Source organism: Amycolatopsis sp. NPDC000009 (genome assembly GCF_055563465.1).
In genome coordinates this window covers 132,765-148,879 of sequence record NZ_JBVHDI010000017.1, presented here as the reverse complement: position 1 = coordinate 148,879, position 16,115 = coordinate 132,765, and the positions used below count along the sequence as shown (strand labels likewise).

Sequence of the window (16,115 nt, the reverse complement as noted above, 5' to 3'; positions counted from 1 at the left end):
TGGCCACGTCCGCCGGGCGTGTGCCCCGTCATGCCCGAAACAAGGAGAAACCTTGACAACCAAACAGGCGTGGGTTCTGGGACTCGCCTCGCTGGCGTCGTTCATGATGGCGCTGGACAGCCAGATCGTGACGACCGCGCTGGGCACGATCCACCGGGATCTGGACGCGTCGATCGAACAGCTCGAATGGACCGTGAACGCCTACAACCTCAGCTTCGCCGTCCTGCTGCTCACCGGAGCGGCGCTCGGCGACCGCTTCGGCCGCCGCCGGATGTTCGTCACCGGCCTCGCGGTGTTCACCCTCGCCTCGGTGGCCTGCGCGCTGTCGGCGGACATCGGCACGCTGATCGTCGCGCGCGCCGCACAGGGCGTCGGTGCCGCGATGGTGCTGCCGCTGTCACTCACCTTGATCAGCGCGATCTTCCCGCCCGAGCGGCGGGGCAAGGCGATGGGGCTCTATCTGGGGCTCACCGGGCTGGCGACGTTCAGCGGCCCGTTCATCGGCGGTGCCATCGCCGAAGGGCTGGCCTGGCAAGGGGTCTTCTGGCTCAACCTGCCGGTCGGCGTCGTCGCCGTGCTGCTCACGCTCCGGCGCGTCGACGAGAGCGCCGGACCGGCGACGCGCTTCGACCTGGGCGGCGTCGTGCTGGTGACGCTGGGATCGCTGGGCATCGTGTGGGGCCTCGTCCGCGGAAATCTCGCGGGCTGGGGCAGCGCCGAAGTCCTGGGCTCGCTGACACTCGGCGTCGTGCTGGTGATCGCGTTCGTGTTCTGGGAACGGCACAACGAAGCGCCGATGCTGCCGATCCGGTTCTTCCGGCTGCGGGCCTTCTCCACGGCGAACGCGGCGAACTTCTGCGTCTTCGCCTCGCTGTACGGCACGTTGTTCTTCCTGCCGCAGTACTTCCAGACCGCGCAAGGACTCGGGCCGTTCGAGGCGGGACTGCGCCTGATGCCGTGGACCGCGACCCTGATGATCTGCGCGCCCGTCGCGGGCAGACTGGCGGACAAGTACAGCGCGCGCACGTTCGTGGCCGCCGGGCTGCTGCTCCAGACCGCCGGCATGAGCTGGATCGCCCTGGTCGCCGCGCCCGGCACGAGCTATGCCGCCCTGCTGCCGGGGTTGATCGTCAGCGGCGTCGGCCTCACTTCGGCCATGCCCGCCGCGCAGCGTTCGGTCGTCGGAGCCGTCCGGCCGCCCGAAATCGGGCAGGCGTCGGGTGCGTTCATGACGTTGCGGATCTTCGGCGGGGTCTTCGGCGTCGCGGTGGCGGTCGCCGCCTTCACCGGCTCGGGAAGTCATGGGTCGCCGGAGGAATTCGGCGGCGGTTTCACCGCGGCGATGGGCACGGTCGTCGCGTTCGCCTTCACGGGAATGCTGGTCGCCTTGGCGATGCCGGGCAGGCGACCGGCCGAAGCACCGCGGGCACCCGCCCTGACCGGTACCGATCGAGGAGGAAACCGATGACCGACCTGACCGCTGGAGCCGAAACACTCCGCGCCCTGCACAGCGGGGAAATGCTCGTCCTGCCGAACGTCTGGGACGCGGCGAGCGCCGAAGTCGTGGCGGAGGCGGGTTTCCCCGCGATCGCCACCGCCAGTGCCGCCGTGTCGGCGATGCTCGGCTATCCCGACGGCGAAGGTGCGCCTTGGCAGGAGATGTTCGCGGCGGCAGGCCGGATCGCCGGCGCGGTCTCGTTGCCGGTCACCGTGGACGCGGAAGCGGGCTACGGCCTGAGGCCGCGGGAATTCGTGGACCGGCTGCTGGAGACCGGTGCCGTCGGCTGCAACCTGGAGGACACCGATCACCGGACCGGCAAGCTGACCGATGCCGATCGGCACGCCCAGCGGCTCGCGGACATCCGCTCGGCCGCGGACGAGGCGGGGGTGCCGATCGTCGTCAACGCCAGGGTCGACACGTTCCTGGGCGACCGCGGGATCCCGGAACCGGAAAGGCTCGCCGAGGCCATCCGGCGGGGCCGGCTCTACCGGGAGGCCGGGGCCGATTGCGTGTACCCGATCGGGGTGCGCCGTCGGGACGACATCGCCACGCTGGTCAGCGAACTCGCGTGCCCGGTGAACGGCAACGTCGGCGGCGAACTGGATCTGGCCGCGCTCCGCGAACTCGGCGTGGCCAGGGTGTCGTACGGCCCGCGCTTCCATCGCGCGGCGCTGGAAGGCTTCCGGACGGCCATCGGGAAGCTGTGGCACTGAGGGGTGTCACCTTGCGAGCCGGATACCGACCTGCAGGGCTGTGACCATGACCTGATCCCAGGGCTCGCCCGATCCGCGATTCGAGCGCTTCGCGTGGGGGTCGTGAGTGGCAATGATCGTTCTAACCGTCTTTACCACTCACGACCTTGCACCGGTCACTTGCAGAAGGCGGCGTCCACAGTGGCCATGACCGCCTTGGCCCCCTTCTCCCCGTCGCCGAACGTGCCCGGCAGGGCGGTCACCGCGAGACCGACGATCCGGCCGTCTTCCGTGACTCCACCACGGGTTTCGAATCCGTGGATGTCCCCGCCGTGTCCCCAGTACACGCCACCGCAGCTGAGCGGATTGCTCATCAGGCCCAGACCGTATTTCGTACCGGGGAAGAGCGGCGCGTCGACCGTCTTCCGCATTTCGGCCAGCTGCGCGGCGGGCAGCAACCTGCCTTCGAGCAACACCTTGAAGAACTTGCCGAGGTCACTGGGCGTCGAGATCAGCTGCCCGGCGGCGCCGCCCCAGGACGGGTCCATCTCGGTCGCGTCGACCACCTTGCCGGTGGCGGCGTCGCCGATGGCGTAGCCCTGCGGATGGCGTCCCTGGATGGTCTGGTCGCCGACCTGCGGCCAGTAGGTGTGCTTCAGGCCCGCCTTCTTGATCACGCGTTCGGTGATCTGCTCTTGGATCGGGCGTCCGGTCACCTTCTCGATCAGCATGCCCGCCAGCAGGTAGCCGGTGTTGCTGTACTCCCATTTCGTGCCGGGGGCGAACTTCGCCGGGTGGCTCAAGGCCGCGGCGAGCAGTTCGTGGGCCGGGATGTACCGGTGTCGCACCTGCTCGAAGTTCTCCAGTCCGAGGTATTCGGTGTAGTTCGGCAGCCCGCTGGTGTGCTGCAGCAGCTGCCGGACGGTGATCCTGGTGGCGTCGATGCCCTCGCCACGCACGATCCCGGGAAGGTACTTCTCGATCGGCGCGTCCAGTTCCACCTTGCCCTCGGCCACCAGTTGCAGGACCGCGACCGCGGTGAACGTCTTGGTGTTGCTGCCCGCCCGGACCGTGCCGTCCCGGGGAACCGGGACCTGGCGATCGATCCGCGAGGACCCCGAGACCAGCGACGACGCCCGCCTTCGGTCGGCCACGTAGGCGAGCGCGGCCGGGAACTTCTCCTGACGCACCAACGAGTCCAACCCCTTCTGCAACTCGGTCCCGGTGGCCGGGGCCGCGTCCGCCGCCGTGGTCCACGCGGCGCCCAGCAGCCCCGCCACCGTCAGGACCACGACACCCTTGCGTACTGTCATTCGCACTCCTCGCTCGATCGGATCGACGTCTACGACCTTGGCCGAACCGGGCGCGAAGATCAGGAGTGCCGGCTGCCGAATCCCGGGTAGCGCTGGCGCTACCCCACCGAAAATTTTCGGACCAGAATTCGTCCCACCATTGTCCGCGCGGGATGCGGCTGACTAAGGTCAGTCCGGTAAGTGGACTAGACCACCCGAGGCCGGGAGGCGACGATGCCCCTCGACGAACAGCAGACCTGGGCAATGCTGCGCGAGCTGGACGAACCCGGCCACTGGGAGGTGCCGCACGACTTCGACGGACCGGCCGAACGGGCCAGATTCGAGCGACTGGCCGAACGACTCGGCCACCGATTCGGCTGCACCTGCGAAGTCGACCGGAACGTCCAGGACGCCAGCCACCTCGGCCGGATCGTGATCCCCGCCAGCGCGATCCCCGCGTTGGACCAGGTGACCGTCACGGTCAGCAATTTCGGCGGCCTCGTCGCGGTGACGCTGGGGAATCCGGGCAGTTACGACGAAGACGAGGAACAGGTGTTCTTCCCGGCACCGGTCCGGGGACAGGTCGAAGACGAGCTGGCGGCCCTCGGCTACCTGCCCGTCTCCGAACATCCGCTGTGGACCAAGTACACCGGGATCAGCGGCTTCGACACCCTCTATCCCCGCGACCGGCCGCCGTCGTGGTGGAACCGGTTCTTCGACTATCTCTAGGCGTTGCTCGGTGCGAGCGCGCCCGCGAGTTCCGCCGCGTCCGGCACGCTGACGAGCACCTCGTCGAACGAGAGCCCGGCGGCCCCGCGATCGATCTCGATCCGCAACCCCGGCGCACCCCTGCGGACGGACACGAGCTGACGGATCCCCGTGCCCAGCCCCCAGTAGCCCACCTTCAGTACTCCGCTGATCAGCGCGCCGGCCCGTCCCCCGCGCGTCCGCCGCAGGGGCGCGTCGACGTACTCGACGACCTTGATCGCCGCCCGCGGCACGACCACTTCGTCGCGCCACACGGCCAATCGCTCCCAGGCCGAGAACCTCACCCGCACTCCGCCATCGGTGATGTCCATCGTCGCCATCGTGACCACTTCCCTCCATAGGCAGCTGATGTAGTTGTTATAGCAAGTGTATAGCAGATATCCTTGCGTGGTGTTGCTGACTCTCGACCTCGACAGCGAGGTTCCGATCTACCAGCAGATCCGCGACCGGATCATCGAAGCCGTCGCCGACGGCGTGCTGGCCGAGGGCAGCACCCTGCCCTCCACCCGGCAGCTTGGCGCCGATCTCGGGATCAACTTCCACACCGTCAACAAGGCCTACGACCTGCTGCGGACGCAGGGCTTCATCCGCATCAACCGCAAGACCGGCGCGGTCGTCCGGCGGGACGCGTCCTCCGGTCCGGCGGAAGACGGCTACGCGGACGAATGGCAGGAGCGCCTGCGCACCTTGCTCGCCGAAGCCGTCGCCCTGGGCCTTGGCCCGCGCGAGGTGACCGGCCGGTGCGAGTCCGTACTGGACTCCTTCGCCGTGAGCGCCCGGCGATGACCGGACCGCTCTGGCTGAACCTGGCCATCATCGCGTTCACCGCGGCCACCTTCGCCTCGGCGCCCGCGCTGGCAAGGCCGACCCTTCCCTTCGGCGTCCGGGTCCCGGCCCGGCGCACCGGCGAGGCCGTCATTCTCCGCACGCGGCGTCGCTACAACCAGGGAATCGCGGCAGGCGCGGTCGTCGCCTGCGGCGTCCTCGTCGGCGGCCTCGCACCCGAGATCGTCCTGATCGGTCTCGTCGCGGTCTATTCGCTGCTCGGCGGCCTGGCCGGTCGTTCGATCGCCACCGCGAAACGCGAGGAAGGCTGGTACGCCGGGACACGTCAGGCGGTCACCGCGGACACGTCGCTGCGCTCGGATCCGGTCCGTCCACAGTGGATCCTGCTGGCGCCGGCGGTGCTGCTCACCGTCGTCACGGCGGTCATCGGCCTGTCCAAGGGCACCGGGAACTTCTCGACGGTCCTCACGCAGATCCTGGTCGTCGTCCTGATCCCGCCCCTGACCATCGCCATCTCACGGGCCCGGCCCGAGATCGACGCCGCACAGCCTTCCGCGTCCGCTTCGCGGTACCGGGAGTACCTGCACGGGGTGCTCAGCCTGCTGCTGATCTCCGCGGGCTGCGTCAACGCGACCATGCTCCTCATTTCGCTTCAGCTCTGGGAAGTCGTCGAGACGACGGTGCCGACCACGATCGTGGCCTACCTGCCCCTCCTCGCCGCCTTCATCGCGTGGATCGTCTTCTCCGTCAGCGCAGGCGACGCCGGGCACCGGTTGTCCCCCACCGGCGACGAACCGGAGACCCGGTACGAGCAACGCGACGACGACCGCCACTGGCACGCCGCCGGGATGGTCTATGTGAACCGGAACGACCCCGCGCTCCTGGTGCACCGGCGGGTCGGAACCTACTGGACGCTCAATCTCGGGCATCCGATCGCCTGGATCGTGCTCGCCGCGGTCGCCGTGACCGGGGTGCTCGCCGGATTCGGTGTCGTGAGCCTCCCGGCGAAGGGCGGCTGACGGTACCCTGGCCGTGGGTGAGGAACCGTGGCCGTGGTGCCCGACTTCGTGGGAAAGCAGGCGCTCGACGCCTGGCTCTCCGGGCATGACGCGGGCTTGTCGCTGCAAGGCCCCGATCCGGACAGCCCCCATCCGCTGCTGAACGGCCAGGTCGTCGCGCAGGTGCCCGCGGCCGGAACGCGGCTGCCGCGGTGGAGCGTGGTGACCGTCTGGATCACCGGCGGCGGTGACCCCGCCGGCGTCCGCGAGCCGCGGCGTCCGCTTCCGAACCTTCTCGAAGACCAGGCCGAGGGCTGATCACCGGGTGTGATCGGCGGTGCCCGAGCCGCTCGTTACCCTGAGGCAATGACGTCGCAGAAAACCCCTCAAACCATGAAGCCCGCGACAGCGGCGAAGAAGCTGGGTGTGTACCTCGAGGCGACCCCGGCGGAGTTCCAGGAGGGTGTCGTTTCCCGCGACGAACTGAACGCGCTGCAGGCCGAGCCGCCCGAGTGGCTGCGGGAACTGCGCCGCAACGGGCCGCATCCGCGTCCGGTCATCGCGGCGAAGCTGGGCGTCTCCATCAGCGGCCTGGCGCGCGGCGGGATCACCGGCGCCCTCACCACCGAGCAGATCGACGCGATCAAGAACGACAACCCCGACTGGCTGCAGCGGGAGCGCGAGACGCAGGCCGAGGTCCGTAAGGAGGAGGCGCGCCTCAAGGCCGCCCGTAGCGAGAGCTGACCTCGACGCCGGGCGCACCGGAGGCGTTGCGAAAGGCGCTAACCGCGACGACGGGGCTTGCCGCGCTTCCCGCCCTGAGGAGCGCGGCGATTCCCCGCCTGCGGCTTCCGGCCGGCGGGCTGAGGGCGTTTGCCCTTCGCCGGGGCCTTCTTCTCCGGCGCCTGCTTTTCCGGGGCCTGCTGCCGTCCGCGTGTGCTGTTGACCGTGCGGCCGCGCACGATCCCGATGAACTGCTCCATCAGGTCAGTGGTCTCGTCGTCCGGCCAGGACAGCGCGACCCCGGACTCCGGCGTGCCGGAGATCGGGCGGTAGGTCAGGTCACGCCGGTGGTGCAGCCGCGCGAGCGACTGCGGTACGACGAGGAGCCCGACACCGGCGGCGACCAGCTCGATGGCGTCCGCCGTGGTGGCGGGCCGATCCAGCGCGGGTTTCCCCGGCGGCGCGTCCCAGTCCAGCGTGTCGTCGAGCGGGTGCAGCACGATTTCGTCGGCGATGTCGTCGGCCGAGACCTCGTCCGCGGCGGCGACCAGGTGGTCCTTGGGAACGACCACGACGGTCGTCTCGGTGTAGAGCGGGATCGCGTGCAGCCCCTCGCGATCGATCGGGAGCCTCAACAGGACGGCGTCCACCTCGCGCTCCCGGACCAGCGCGGCGGCTTCGGCCGAGGTCGTCTGGACGAGTTCGAGCGGGACGTCGGGCGACCGTTCGTTCCAGATCCGGACCCACTTCGAGGGCGTCACGCCGGGGACGTACGCGAGCTTGAAGGAGGCGGGTGTGTCCGGGCCGGTCATGGGCGCAAGGTTACCGGGAGTGGTCATCGCCCTCGTGAGTGGCAAGGACGGTTAGAACCGTCCTTGCCACTCACGAGGGCCGCTACGGAGCCCAGGCCGCGGACACCGCCCAGGTCACGTCCTGGTCGTACGAGACCGGGTTGTCGTACGGGTGGCCGCCGCCGCTGGTGGCGACGTAGACCTCCTCGGCGTAGTGCCGCATGTTCGTGCCCAGCTCGTTCACCGACGCCAGCCGCACGCCGCCGGCGCCGGGCTGGGCGCAGAACGTCGCGTCCTTCCGGAACAGGTCGGTGTTGTCGTTCCCGCCCAGCCGCACCCGGAAGTCCGCGTGCCGCAGGAACTGGCCCGGATAGTTCCGGGCCTCCAGCGAGTAGCACGAGGGGTCCGCGAGACCGCGCCGCACGACGAACGTCGCGTCCGCCTTCAGCAGCGCCGCGCTCCCCGCGTTCACCACGTCCGTCCGCGCGAGGCCGTCACGGTGCCGCAGGAACCGGTCGGTGAAGCCGGGAGTCGTCACCTTGAACGACCGCGCCTGGTCCAGCGGCAGATCCGCGCCGCTGCGCCAAAGCGGGACCGACGCCGCCCAGGTCGTGTCCGCCGTGAAGCTCGACGGCGTGTCCCACGGGTTCGGTCCGCCGCTGCGCGCGAGATAGACGGTCGCGGCGTAGTGCCGGAGGTACGCGCCACGCTGGTTGAACGACTCCAGAGCCGTTCCGCCGGCGCCCTCCCTCGCGCAGAAGGTCGCGTCCCCGGCGAACAGCGCCGAACCGTCGTTCGGGTCCTTCCGGATCCGCGACGACGCGTGCCGCAGGAAGTGCCCGGGGTAGTTCCGTGACTCGAACGACAGGCACGACGCGTCGGCCAGTCCCTGCCGGGCCCAGAACGTCGCGTCCTTCTTGGCGAAGTCCGCGCTGCCCTCGCCAAGGACGTCGGTCCTCACGAAGTCGTCCTGGTGCCGGAGGTAGCGATCCGCGTACCCCGCCGTGGTGACCCGTAACGACACGAGTTCGCCCCGGCCGACCTCGGTGCCCTTGGCGATGGCGAGCACCTTCCGGTTGATCTCGCGCACCCGCGCCTCGGTCATCTTCAGCACGCGGCGGTCGTAGGTGTAGAAGCCGTTGACCTCGTTCTCGACGTCGTACGGCTCGGTGTAGACCGACGCGGAAAGCCCGCGGCCGTGCACGAACCGCCCGACCTGCTTGGTGATCTCCACGTACCGGTTCGTCAGCGAAGTCTCGTCCGGGTACAGCGCGCCGTACGCGAAACCCTTGCCCGGTTCCCATTCGTGCCCGGTGACGCGCCGTCCGAGGCCGCCGTACTCACCCAGTACGGCGATCCGGCGTGCGTCGGGTTGCCTCGTACCGGTGGAGACCTGGTACGCGTGATCGTCGATCACGTCGCCGTTGCCCGGATCCGGATCGGACACACAGCAGTTCGATCCGGAGTTGTGGTTGATCAGCCGGGTGCCGTCGATCGAGCGGACCAGGTCCACGATGCGCCCGGCCTCGTACTCGCCCCAGCCTTCGTTGAACGGCACCCACTGCACGATCGACGTGATGCCCTTGTGCTGCTCGATCATCCGCCGCAGTTCGGACTCGAAGTTCGCGTGCCCGTTCGGGACCTCGTCGACCGAATCGAGCGACGGCATGTCCTGCCAGACCATCAGCCCGAGCCGGTCCGCGTGGTAGAACCACCGCGCGGGCTCGACCTTGATGTGCTTGCGGACCATGTTGAAGCCCAGCGCCTTCTGCCGTTCGAGGTCGAACCGCAGTGCCTCGTCGGTCGGCGCGGTGTAGATGCCGTCCGGCCAGTATCCCTGGTCCAGCGTGCCGAGCTGGAAGACGAACTTCCCGTTCAGCAGCGGCCGCATCACGCCGCCGACCATCGCCTTGCCCAGTGACCGCATGCCGAAGTACCCGGTGACGACGTCGCCTCCCGGCAGCCGGACGCGCAGGTCGTAGAGGAATGGATCGTCCGGCGACCACAGCCGCGCGTTCGGTACCGGCACCCGCAGGCGGGAACCGACGGCACCGGTCGCGGTCCCGACCACCTGGCCGCCCGAAAGCACCTCGGCGGTCGCCTGCTGCCCGGGTGTGCCCTGGACGACGAGGTCGAGCGCGCCGCCGGGAACATCGGGTGTGGTGTCGAGCCGGGTGATGTGCTCGGCCCGCACAGGCTCCAGCCAGACGGTCTGCCAGATTCCCGACGCCGCCGTGTAGAAGATGCCGCCGGGTGCCTTGCGCTGCTTGCCCACCGGGTACCGGCTGCCGTCGACCGGCGACGCGACGCCGACGACGATCTCGTTCTCCCCCGCCTTGAGCGCCGTGGTGATGTCGAACGAGAAGGCGTCGAAACCACCGGTGTGGCCGCCGATCGACGTCCCGTTGACCCACACCCTGGTCTCCCAGGTGACGGCACCGAAGTTGAGCTTCACCCGGCGACCGTCCCATGTGGACGGAACGGTGAACGTCCTGCGGTAGAACATGTTGTCCTCATGCCGTTTGATCCCCGAAAGCATCGACTCGATCGGGTAAGGCACGAGGACGTCCTCGCTCAACGGCCTGCCGATCGGTGGCGAGTTCAGGTTCGGCGCGCCGGTGAATCCCCAGGTTCCGTTGAGATTGAGCCATTCCGAGCGCACCAGCTGCGGGCGCGGGTACTCGGGCAGCGCGTTCGATGGGGAGACCTGGTCCGTCCACGGGGTCGGGAGCGGGACGGGGGCGGCTTGGGCGACGGGGACGAGTGCCGTCGCGGCGGCCAGCAGACCGGCCACGACGCTCAGGGCGCGCGCGGTTCTTCGGTGCATGCGATCTCCCTATCTCCGGGCGGTCGTACGGGCCAATGACCGTTGCAGCACAACGACCACCAAGAGGAACGCACCGCTGACCACCGACTGGTAGTTGCTGTCGAGAGTTCCGATCTGGTTGATGACGTTCTGGATGACCGTTCGGATGCCCACTCCGATGACCGTGCCGAGAATCGTGCCCATTCCGCCGGTCAGCAGGGTGCCGCCGATGACGACCACGGAGATGGCGTCCAGTTCGAGGCCGACCCCGATCACCGTGACGCCGGATTGCAGGTACGCCGCCGTGAGCGCGCCCGCGAGCCCGGACAGGACACCGCTCATCACGTAGACGGTGACCTTGGTGCGCGCCACCGGCAGCCCCATCAGTTTCGCGGACTGCTCCGACCCGCCGGTCGCGAACACCGACTGCCCGAACCGGGTCCGCCGCAACAGCAGCCCGCCGATCAGGCAGAGCGCCGCCGCGATGAACACCGGATAGCCGAACCCGAACAGCGTGCCGCGCCCGAGTTCGACGAACGCCTCGCCTTCCGGGATCTTGTACGTCGTCGCGCCCTCGGAGGTGATCGCGAGCAGCAGCCCGCGGGCGAACAGCAGAGACGCCAGCGTGACGATGAACGGCGCCATCCCGGTCTTCGCGACGAGCAGCCCGTTGATCAGGCCGATCAGCCCGCACACCGCCAGCGGCAGCAGCAGCGCGACGAGGAAGCCCCACTGCGACCCGTAGGCGGCGAGGACCCCGCCGAGCGCGTAGACCGACCCCACCGACAGGTCGATCCCGCCGGTGATGATCACGAACGTCATCCCGAGTGCGATGATGGCGAGGAACGAGCTCTGCAACGCGATGTCGCGCAGGTTGTCCAGGCTGCCGAAGCGCGGGAACAGCAGCCACGCGACGGCGACCATGAGCACCAGCGCGATCGCCGCGCCCTGTTTCTGCAGCACTCCGGCCATCAGCTCGCGCCGCGTGGAGTCCTGAGCGGCCATCGTGGGCGCCGCGGTCATCGGCTGCTCCGTTCCCGTGCGACGTACACCGCGCCGACGATGATCGCGGCCTGGATCATCTGCGCGGTCGAATCCGGCAGGTTGTGCTTGATGAGCGTGGCGCGGACGAGCTGCATGAGCAGGACCCCCATCACCGTGCCGAGGATGCGGACCCGGCCGCCGGTCAGCGGCGTGCCGCCGACCACGACCGCGGTGATCGCGGACAGTTCCATCAGCAGGCCCGCGTCCGCGGGGTCGCCCGCGCCCAGCCTGGCGGTGGAGAGCACTCCGGCCAGCGCCGCGAGCAGCCCGCAGATCGCGTAGACACCGATGAGGACGCGAGTGACCGGCAGCCCGGCGAGCACGCTGGCCCGCCGGTTGCCGCCGATCGCGACCAGCCGCCTGCCGAACGCCGTCTTCCCGACCAGTGCCGCCATCAGCACGGCGAGGACGGCCGCGATGAGCACGCTCACTGGGACCCCGAGCACCTCGCCGGTGCCGAGTGCGAGGAAACCCGGATCGTGCAGCTGGATCAGCTGGCCGTCGGCGAGCACCAGCGCGAGCCCGCGCCCGCCGACGAGCAACGCCAGCGTCGCCACGATGGGCTGGATCCCGACTCTGGCCACGAGAACGCCGTTGAACGCCCCCGCCGCCAGCCCCGCGGCGAGCGCGATGGCGACCGCGGGCAGCGTTCCGTAGCCGAGGTAGAGCGGAACGAGCGCGGCCGAGAGCGCCATCACCGCGCCCACCGACAGGTCGACGCCTTCGGTGCCGATCACCAGCGCCATCCCGAGCGCGACCACCAGTACCGGCGCGGCCTGGATGAGCTGGGTGCGGAAGTTGCCGACGGTCAGGAAGTTCGCCGTGAACGCGATGTTGAACAGGACGAGCGCGACGACGGCGACGTACACGCCGTACTCCTGCAGCCACCGCGCCGCCCGGGTCCGGTCCACCGTTTTCGCCGTATCCGTCATGGTGGGCCCCGGTTCCTCCGTTCTCCGCTGGGTGCTAGTCATCCGCGCCGCCCGAGGCGATCGCGGTCAGCACGTGGTCCTGGGTGAGCTGGTCCCCCGCCAGTTCCCCGACCACCGCGCCGTCCTTGAGCACGATCAGCCGGTCGGCGCCGTCGAGGAGTTCGTCCATCTCCGACGAGATCAGCAGGACCGCGAGCCCGTCTTTCGCGAGTTCGTCGATGAGCGCCTGCACCTCCGCCTTCGCGCCGACGTCGATCCCCCGCGTCGGCTCGTCGAGCAGCAGCACCTTTGGTTCGGTGCAGAGCCAGCGGGCGAGCAGCACCTTCTGCTGATTTCCGCCGGAGAGCTCCGCGACCTTCTGATCCGGGCTGGACACCTTGATCCGCAGGCGTTTCACGAACGTGTCGACGATCCTGTCCTGCCTCGCCCGGCTGACCAGACCGAAGCGCGACAGCCTCGGCAACGCGGCGAGCACGATGTTCTCCCGCACCGAGAGATGCGGGATGATGCCCTCGGTCTTGCGGTCTTCGGCGAGCATGCTGACGCCCGCGCGCATCGCGGCGGCCACGTTCCCTTGCGGGACTTGCTTTCCGCCGACGAGCACCGTGCCACCGGAGAGCGGCAGATCGCCGACGATCGCCCGCGCGGTCTCCGTGCGGCCGGAGCCGAGCAGTCCCGCGAGGCCGACGATCTCGCCGGGTTTGATCTCCACCGAGACGCCGCTGAGCCGGTTGCCGCTGGTGAGGTTCTCCGCACGCAGCACCGGCTCCCGGCCGGTGTCGTGGTCGCCCTCGAACGCCGTCGCGCCGTGCGAGCGGATGTCGCCCACACTACGGCCGAGCATCATCGACACCAGTTCCAGCCGCGGCAGGTCGGCGAGCGGTCCGGTGTGGACCCGCTTGCCGTCCCGCAGCACCGTCACCCGTTCGCAGATCCGGTACAGCTCGTCCATCCGGTGGCTGACGTACACGATCGCGATCCCGCGTTCGTGCAGCCTGCCGATGACCTCGAACAGCGTCTCGACCTCACGCGGCTCCAGCGAGGACGTCGGCTCGTCCATGATCACGACGTCGGCGTCGACCGACACCGCTCGGGCCAGCGCCACCATCTGCTGCGCGCCGACCCCGAGTGTCCCGAGTGGACGGCGGACGTCGGCGTCGATGCCGTAGTCCTTCAGCAGCGCCGCCGCGTCGGCGTTCATCCGCGCCCAGTCCACCAGCCCGAACCGCTTCCTCGGCTCGCGGCCGAGGTACACGTTGCTCGCCACGCTCATCAGCGGGATGAGGTTGACCTCCTGGTAGATCGTGGAGATCGCGCCCCGCGCGTGGATCGTGCCGGAGTCCGGCTTGTGCACGCCGGTGAGCACCTTGATCAGCGTCGACTTCCCGGCGCCGTTCTCGCCCACCAGCGCGTGCACCTCGCCCGGCCGCAGCGCGAACGACACGTCGTCGAGCGCGCGCACCCCGGCGAACGTCTTCGTCACGCCTTCGACCTCGAGAACCGGTTCCATCGTCAGTACGCGTTCCCGAGCTTCTGGGCCGCGTTCGCCGAGTCGTACTGGTCGTCGGAGATCACCACGGTCGGCGGGATCTCCTTGCCGGCGGCGAAGTCCTGCAGCGTGGAGAAGGCGAGCGGGCCGAAGCGCGGGTTGGACTCGATCACCGCGTTGTAGCTGCCGTCGGCGATCAGCTGGACGGCGTTGCGGGTGCCGTCGATCGAGACGATCTTGACGTCCTTGCCCGGCGTCTTGCCCGCGGCCTTGAGCGCGGTGACCGCACCGATGCCCATCTCGTCGTTCTCGGCGTAGACGGCGGTGATCTCCGGGTTGCTCTGGATGAGCTGCTCCATGACCGCCTGGCCTTTGGACCGGTCGAACTCGCCGGTCTGCTCGGCGACGATCTGGATCCCCGTGGTCGCGGCGATCTCGTCCTTGAACCCCTTGGTGCGGTCGGTGGTCACGTTGTTGCCGGACGCGCCGAGCAGGATCGCGACCTTGCCGGTGCCGCCGGTGGCCTTCACCATCTCCTGCGCGGCGCGCTTGCCCTGCTCGACGAAGTTGGAGCCGATGAAGGTCAGGTAGTCGGAGCACGGCTGGGAGGTCACCTTGCGGTCGATCGTGACGACCGGGACCTTCTTGGCCTTCGCCGCGTCGAGGGCGGGCTGGAGGCCGTCGGAGTTCAGCGGGGCGACGATGAGCAGCTGCGCGCCGCGGTCCAGCAGCGACTTGATGTCGCTGACCTGCTTGTTGAGATCGCTCTGCGCGTTGGTGATCAGGAGTTTGTCCGCCGGGACACCGAGTTTCGTCGCTTCGTCCTTGATGGACTGCGTCTCGGCGATGCGGAACGGATTCGCCTCCTTCTCCGACTGGGAGAAGCCGATGACCGCGTTCTTCACGTCCACCTGCGGGTAGCCGATCTTTTCGCGGGCACATCCCGGCCCCGCGGCCTGGTTCGGCGCCGCCGAAGCGGCGGGCCCCGCCCCCGACGGGGCGGATTGCTGGGTCTCGCGGCTGGTGCAGGCCGTCAGCGCGAGCGCGAGGCCGGTCACCAGGAGCAGGGTGCGGCGGATGGGCAGGGACATCGATCGCTCCTCGGGGAAGTCGAGCACACGGATCTGCGGTGACCCATGTCACTCATAGGGACGATGCCAGATTTACATCGTTGGTACAACGTTGTAAATCCGCCGTTCGCGCGGCTAGGCTGTGCCGGATCTGTGCCGGAGCACTGCAGAGGGGAGCGAGGGTGGCCACGCTCAAGGACGTCGCCAAGCTTGCGGGCGTCTCGGTCAAGACCGTGTCGAACGTGGTCAACGGCTACGACTTCGTCAAGCCGGAGAACCGCAAGCGCGTCGAGGAGGCACTGGCGTCGACCGGATACCGGCCCAACCTCGGTGCCCGCAATCTCCGCCGCGGCCGCACCGGGTTCCTCGGGCTGATGCTGCCCGAGCTGAGCATCCCGTACTTCGGCGAGCTGGCGGGGCTGGTCCTGCAGGCGGCGCAGGAACACGAGTGGAACGTCCTCATCGAGCAGACCCTCGGCACCAGGGAGCGGGAGCGCAACGCGCTGTCCGCGCTGGGGCCGCATCTGATCGACGGCGCGATCATCAGCCCGGAAGCTTTGCACACCAACGACTTCGAAGACCTGGCGCCGGGCGTTCCGCTGGTGATGCTCGGCGAGCACGTCGTCGACGTCCCGATAGACCACGTCGGTATCGACAACGTGCAGGCCGCCCGGATCGCGGTGCGGCACCTGATCTCGCTCGGCCGCCGCCGGATCGCCGCGATCGGCGCGCATCCGCAGCGTCACACCGCCGCGCAACGGCTGGAGGGTTACCACTCCGCGCTCGAAGAGGCCGGGCTCGCGCCCATACCGGAACTGGTTCTGCCCGCTCTGCGCTACCACCGCGCCAACGGTGCCGAGGCGATGGCGCATCTCCTCGCGCTGCCGGAACCGCCCGACGCGGTCTTCTGTTTCAACGATCTTCTCGCCATCGGCGCCCTGCGCGCCGCGGCCGAACGCGGCGTCCAGGTGCCGTCGGACATGGCGATCGTCGGCTTCGACAACAACGAGGAGAGCGCGTACAGCCTGCCTTCGCTCACGACGATCGCGCCGGACAAGGCGGCGATCGCGCGGGCCGCGGTCGATCTGCTGCGACGGCGTATCGCCGGCGGGAGCGACCTGGAACCCGAGGACGTCCAGACGCCGTTCTCGCTGGAGATCCGGAACAGCACCATCGCGTGACCCCGCATTTCGTCCTCTGAATGCGGTCCTTGCGCGTGCATA

The 16,115-nt window shown here is 69.2% G+C and carries 16 protein-coding genes; 8 read left to right on the top strand and 8 right to left on the bottom strand.

Annotated features, from left to right (window positions below; genetic code table 11):
• The first annotated feature begins 52 nt into the window (after positions 1 to 52).
• Together ACZ3HL_RS33650 and ACZ3HL_RS33645 are read left to right on the top strand one after the other, a co-directional pair.
• Positions 53 to 1,468: an MFS transporter gene (locus ACZ3HL_RS33650; protein WP_465535358.1), complete on the top strand. Its 1,416-nt coding sequence runs from the start codon at positions 53 to 55 to the stop codon at positions 1,466 to 1,468.
• Positions 1,465 to 2,214: an isocitrate lyase/PEP mutase family protein gene (locus ACZ3HL_RS33645; RefSeq protein ID WP_465535357.1), complete on the top strand. Its 750-nt coding sequence runs from the start codon at positions 1,465 to 1,467 to the stop codon at positions 2,212 to 2,214. The genes ACZ3HL_RS33650 and ACZ3HL_RS33645 overlap by 4 nt, the downstream gene beginning before the upstream one ends.
• A 155-nt stretch (positions 2,215 to 2,369) precedes the next feature.
• Here ACZ3HL_RS33645 and ACZ3HL_RS33640 read toward each other — a convergent pair whose 3' ends face one another.
• The gene (locus ACZ3HL_RS33640; protein WP_465535356.1) at positions 2,370 to 3,506 is read right to left on the bottom strand and encodes a serine hydrolase domain-containing protein; all 1,137 of its coding nucleotides are present in this window, start codon (positions 3,504 to 3,506) and stop codon (positions 2,370 to 2,372) included.
• Positions 3,507 to 3,719: 213 nt separating this feature from the next.
• Between ACZ3HL_RS33640 and ACZ3HL_RS33635 the strand changes: the two genes are divergently transcribed.
• The gene (locus ACZ3HL_RS33635) at positions 3,720 to 4,214 is read left to right on the top strand and encodes a hypothetical protein (RefSeq protein WP_465411451.1); all 495 of its coding nucleotides are present in this window, start codon (positions 3,720 to 3,722) and stop codon (positions 4,212 to 4,214) included.
• On the opposite strand, the gene ACZ3HL_RS33630 is transcribed toward ACZ3HL_RS33635, so the two are convergent.
• On the bottom strand, positions 4,211 to 4,564 hold the full coding sequence (locus tag ACZ3HL_RS33630) for a hypothetical protein (RefSeq protein ID WP_465535355.1): 354 nt from the start codon (positions 4,562 to 4,564) through the stop codon (positions 4,211 to 4,213). The two genes, ACZ3HL_RS33635 and ACZ3HL_RS33630, sit on opposite strands and share 4 nt — an antisense overlap.
• Before the next feature lie 79 nt (positions 4,565 to 4,643).
• On the opposite strand from ACZ3HL_RS33630, the gene ACZ3HL_RS33625 reads away from it, so the two are divergent.
• From ACZ3HL_RS33625 to ACZ3HL_RS33610, 4 genes are all read left to right on the top strand, one after another.
• Complete coding sequence (locus tag ACZ3HL_RS33625) at positions 4,644 to 5,039, top strand: GntR family transcriptional regulator (protein WP_465535354.1); 396 nt, start codon at positions 4,644 to 4,646, stop codon at positions 5,037 to 5,039.
• The gene (locus ACZ3HL_RS33620) at positions 5,036 to 6,058 is read left to right on the top strand and encodes a DUF1648 domain-containing protein (protein ID WP_465535353.1); all 1,023 of its coding nucleotides are present in this window, start codon (positions 5,036 to 5,038) and stop codon (positions 6,056 to 6,058) included. Before ACZ3HL_RS33625 ends, ACZ3HL_RS33620 begins: the two co-directional genes overlap by 4 nt.
• Before the next feature lie 36 nt (positions 6,059 to 6,094).
• Positions 6,095 to 6,355: a PASTA domain-containing protein gene (locus ACZ3HL_RS33615; protein WP_465535352.1), complete on the top strand. Its 261-nt coding sequence runs from the start codon at positions 6,095 to 6,097 to the stop codon at positions 6,353 to 6,355.
• Between the two features lie 75 nt (positions 6,356 to 6,430).
• The gene (locus ACZ3HL_RS33610; protein ID WP_465411914.1) at positions 6,431 to 6,781 is read left to right on the top strand and encodes a DUF5997 family protein; all 351 of its coding nucleotides are present in this window, start codon (positions 6,431 to 6,433) and stop codon (positions 6,779 to 6,781) included.
• A gap of 38 nt (positions 6,782 to 6,819) precedes the next feature.
• Here the strand turns inward: ACZ3HL_RS33610 and ACZ3HL_RS33605 are convergent, their stop codons facing one another.
• The 6 genes from ACZ3HL_RS33605 to ACZ3HL_RS33580 all read right to left on the bottom strand — a co-directional run bounded on the left by ACZ3HL_RS33605 (position 6,820) and on the right by ACZ3HL_RS33580 (position 14,913).
• Complete coding sequence (locus tag ACZ3HL_RS33605) at positions 6,820 to 7,572, bottom strand: LysR family substrate-binding domain-containing protein (protein WP_465411456.1); 753 nt, start codon at positions 7,570 to 7,572, stop codon at positions 6,820 to 6,822.
• Between the two features lie 82 nt (positions 7,573 to 7,654).
• The gene (locus ACZ3HL_RS33600) at positions 7,655 to 10,378 is read right to left on the bottom strand and encodes an AbfB domain-containing protein (RefSeq protein WP_465535351.1); all 2,724 of its coding nucleotides are present in this window, start codon (positions 10,376 to 10,378) and stop codon (positions 7,655 to 7,657) included.
• Positions 10,379 to 10,387: 9 nt separating this feature from the next.
• Positions 10,388 to 11,380 carry an ABC transporter permease gene (locus ACZ3HL_RS33595; RefSeq protein ID WP_465411459.1) on the bottom strand — a complete coding sequence of 331 codons (993 nt, stop codon included), beginning with the start codon at positions 11,378 to 11,380 and terminating at the stop codon, positions 10,388 to 10,390.
• On the bottom strand, positions 11,377 to 12,333 hold the full coding sequence (locus ACZ3HL_RS33590; protein WP_465535350.1) for an ABC transporter permease: 957 nt from the start codon (positions 12,331 to 12,333) through the stop codon (positions 11,377 to 11,379). The genes ACZ3HL_RS33595 and ACZ3HL_RS33590 overlap by 4 nt, the downstream gene beginning before the upstream one ends.
• A 34-nt stretch (positions 12,334 to 12,367) precedes the next feature.
• A complete protein-coding gene (locus ACZ3HL_RS33585; RefSeq protein WP_465535349.1) occupies positions 12,368 to 13,843 on the bottom strand; it encodes a sugar ABC transporter ATP-binding protein in 1,476 nt (491 codons plus the stop codon).
• 2 nt (positions 13,844 to 13,845) lie between these two features.
• A complete protein-coding gene (locus tag ACZ3HL_RS33580) occupies positions 13,846 to 14,913 on the bottom strand; it encodes an ABC transporter substrate-binding protein (RefSeq protein ID WP_465535348.1) in 1,068 nt (355 codons plus the stop codon).
• Positions 14,914 to 15,074: 161 nt separating this feature from the next.
• Here ACZ3HL_RS33580 and ACZ3HL_RS33575 point away from each other — a divergent pair, with 161 nt between their 5' ends.
• On the top strand, positions 15,075 to 16,073 hold the full coding sequence (locus tag ACZ3HL_RS33575; protein ID WP_240598331.1) for a LacI family DNA-binding transcriptional regulator: 999 nt from the start codon (positions 15,075 to 15,077) through the stop codon (positions 16,071 to 16,073).
• The last annotated feature ends 42 nt before the right edge of the window (positions 16,074 to 16,115 follow it).

What these genes read in the sequence shown, in the direction of transcription:
- ACZ3HL_RS33645 (WP_465535357.1), top strand. Translation starts at nt 1,465, where the DNA reads ATGACCGACCTGACCGCTGGAGCCGAAACACTCCGCGCCCTGCACAGC.
- ACZ3HL_RS33640 (WP_465535356.1), bottom strand. Translation starts at nt 3,506, where the DNA reads ATGACAGTACGCAAGGGTGTCGTGGTCCTGACGGTGGCGGGGCTGCTG.
- ACZ3HL_RS33635 (WP_465411451.1), top strand. Translation starts at nt 3,720, where the DNA reads ATGCCCCTCGACGAACAGCAGACCTGGGCAATGCTGCGCGAGCTGGAC.
- ACZ3HL_RS33630 (WP_465535355.1), bottom strand. Translation starts at nt 4,564, where the DNA reads ATGGACATCACCGATGGCGGAGTGCGGGTGAGGTTCTCGGCCTGGGAG.
- ACZ3HL_RS33620 (WP_465535353.1), top strand. Translation starts at nt 5,036, where the DNA reads ATGACCGGACCGCTCTGGCTGAACCTGGCCATCATCGCGTTCACCGCG.
- ACZ3HL_RS33610 (WP_465411914.1), top strand. Translation starts at nt 6,431, where the DNA reads ATGAAGCCCGCGACAGCGGCGAAGAAGCTGGGTGTGTACCTCGAGGCG.
- ACZ3HL_RS33605 (WP_465411456.1), bottom strand. Translation starts at nt 7,572, where the DNA reads ATGACCGGCCCGGACACACCCGCCTCCTTCAAGCTCGCGTACGTCCCC.
- ACZ3HL_RS33600 (WP_465535351.1), bottom strand. Translation starts at nt 10,378, where the DNA reads ATGCACCGAAGAACCGCGCGCGCCCTGAGCGTCGTGGCCGGTCTGCTG.
- ACZ3HL_RS33595 (WP_465411459.1), bottom strand. Translation starts at nt 11,380, where the DNA reads ATGACCGCGGCGCCCACGATGGCCGCTCAGGACTCCACGCGGCGCGAG.
- ACZ3HL_RS33590 (WP_465535350.1), bottom strand. Translation starts at nt 12,333, where the DNA reads ATGACGGATACGGCGAAAACGGTGGACCGGACCCGGGCGGCGCGGTGG.
- ACZ3HL_RS33585 (WP_465535349.1), bottom strand. Translation starts at nt 13,843, where the DNA reads ATGGAACCGGTTCTCGAGGTCGAAGGCGTGACGAAGACGTTCGCCGGG.
- ACZ3HL_RS33580 (WP_465535348.1), bottom strand. Translation starts at nt 14,913, where the DNA reads ATGTCCCTGCCCATCCGCCGCACCCTGCTCCTGGTGACCGGCCTCGCG.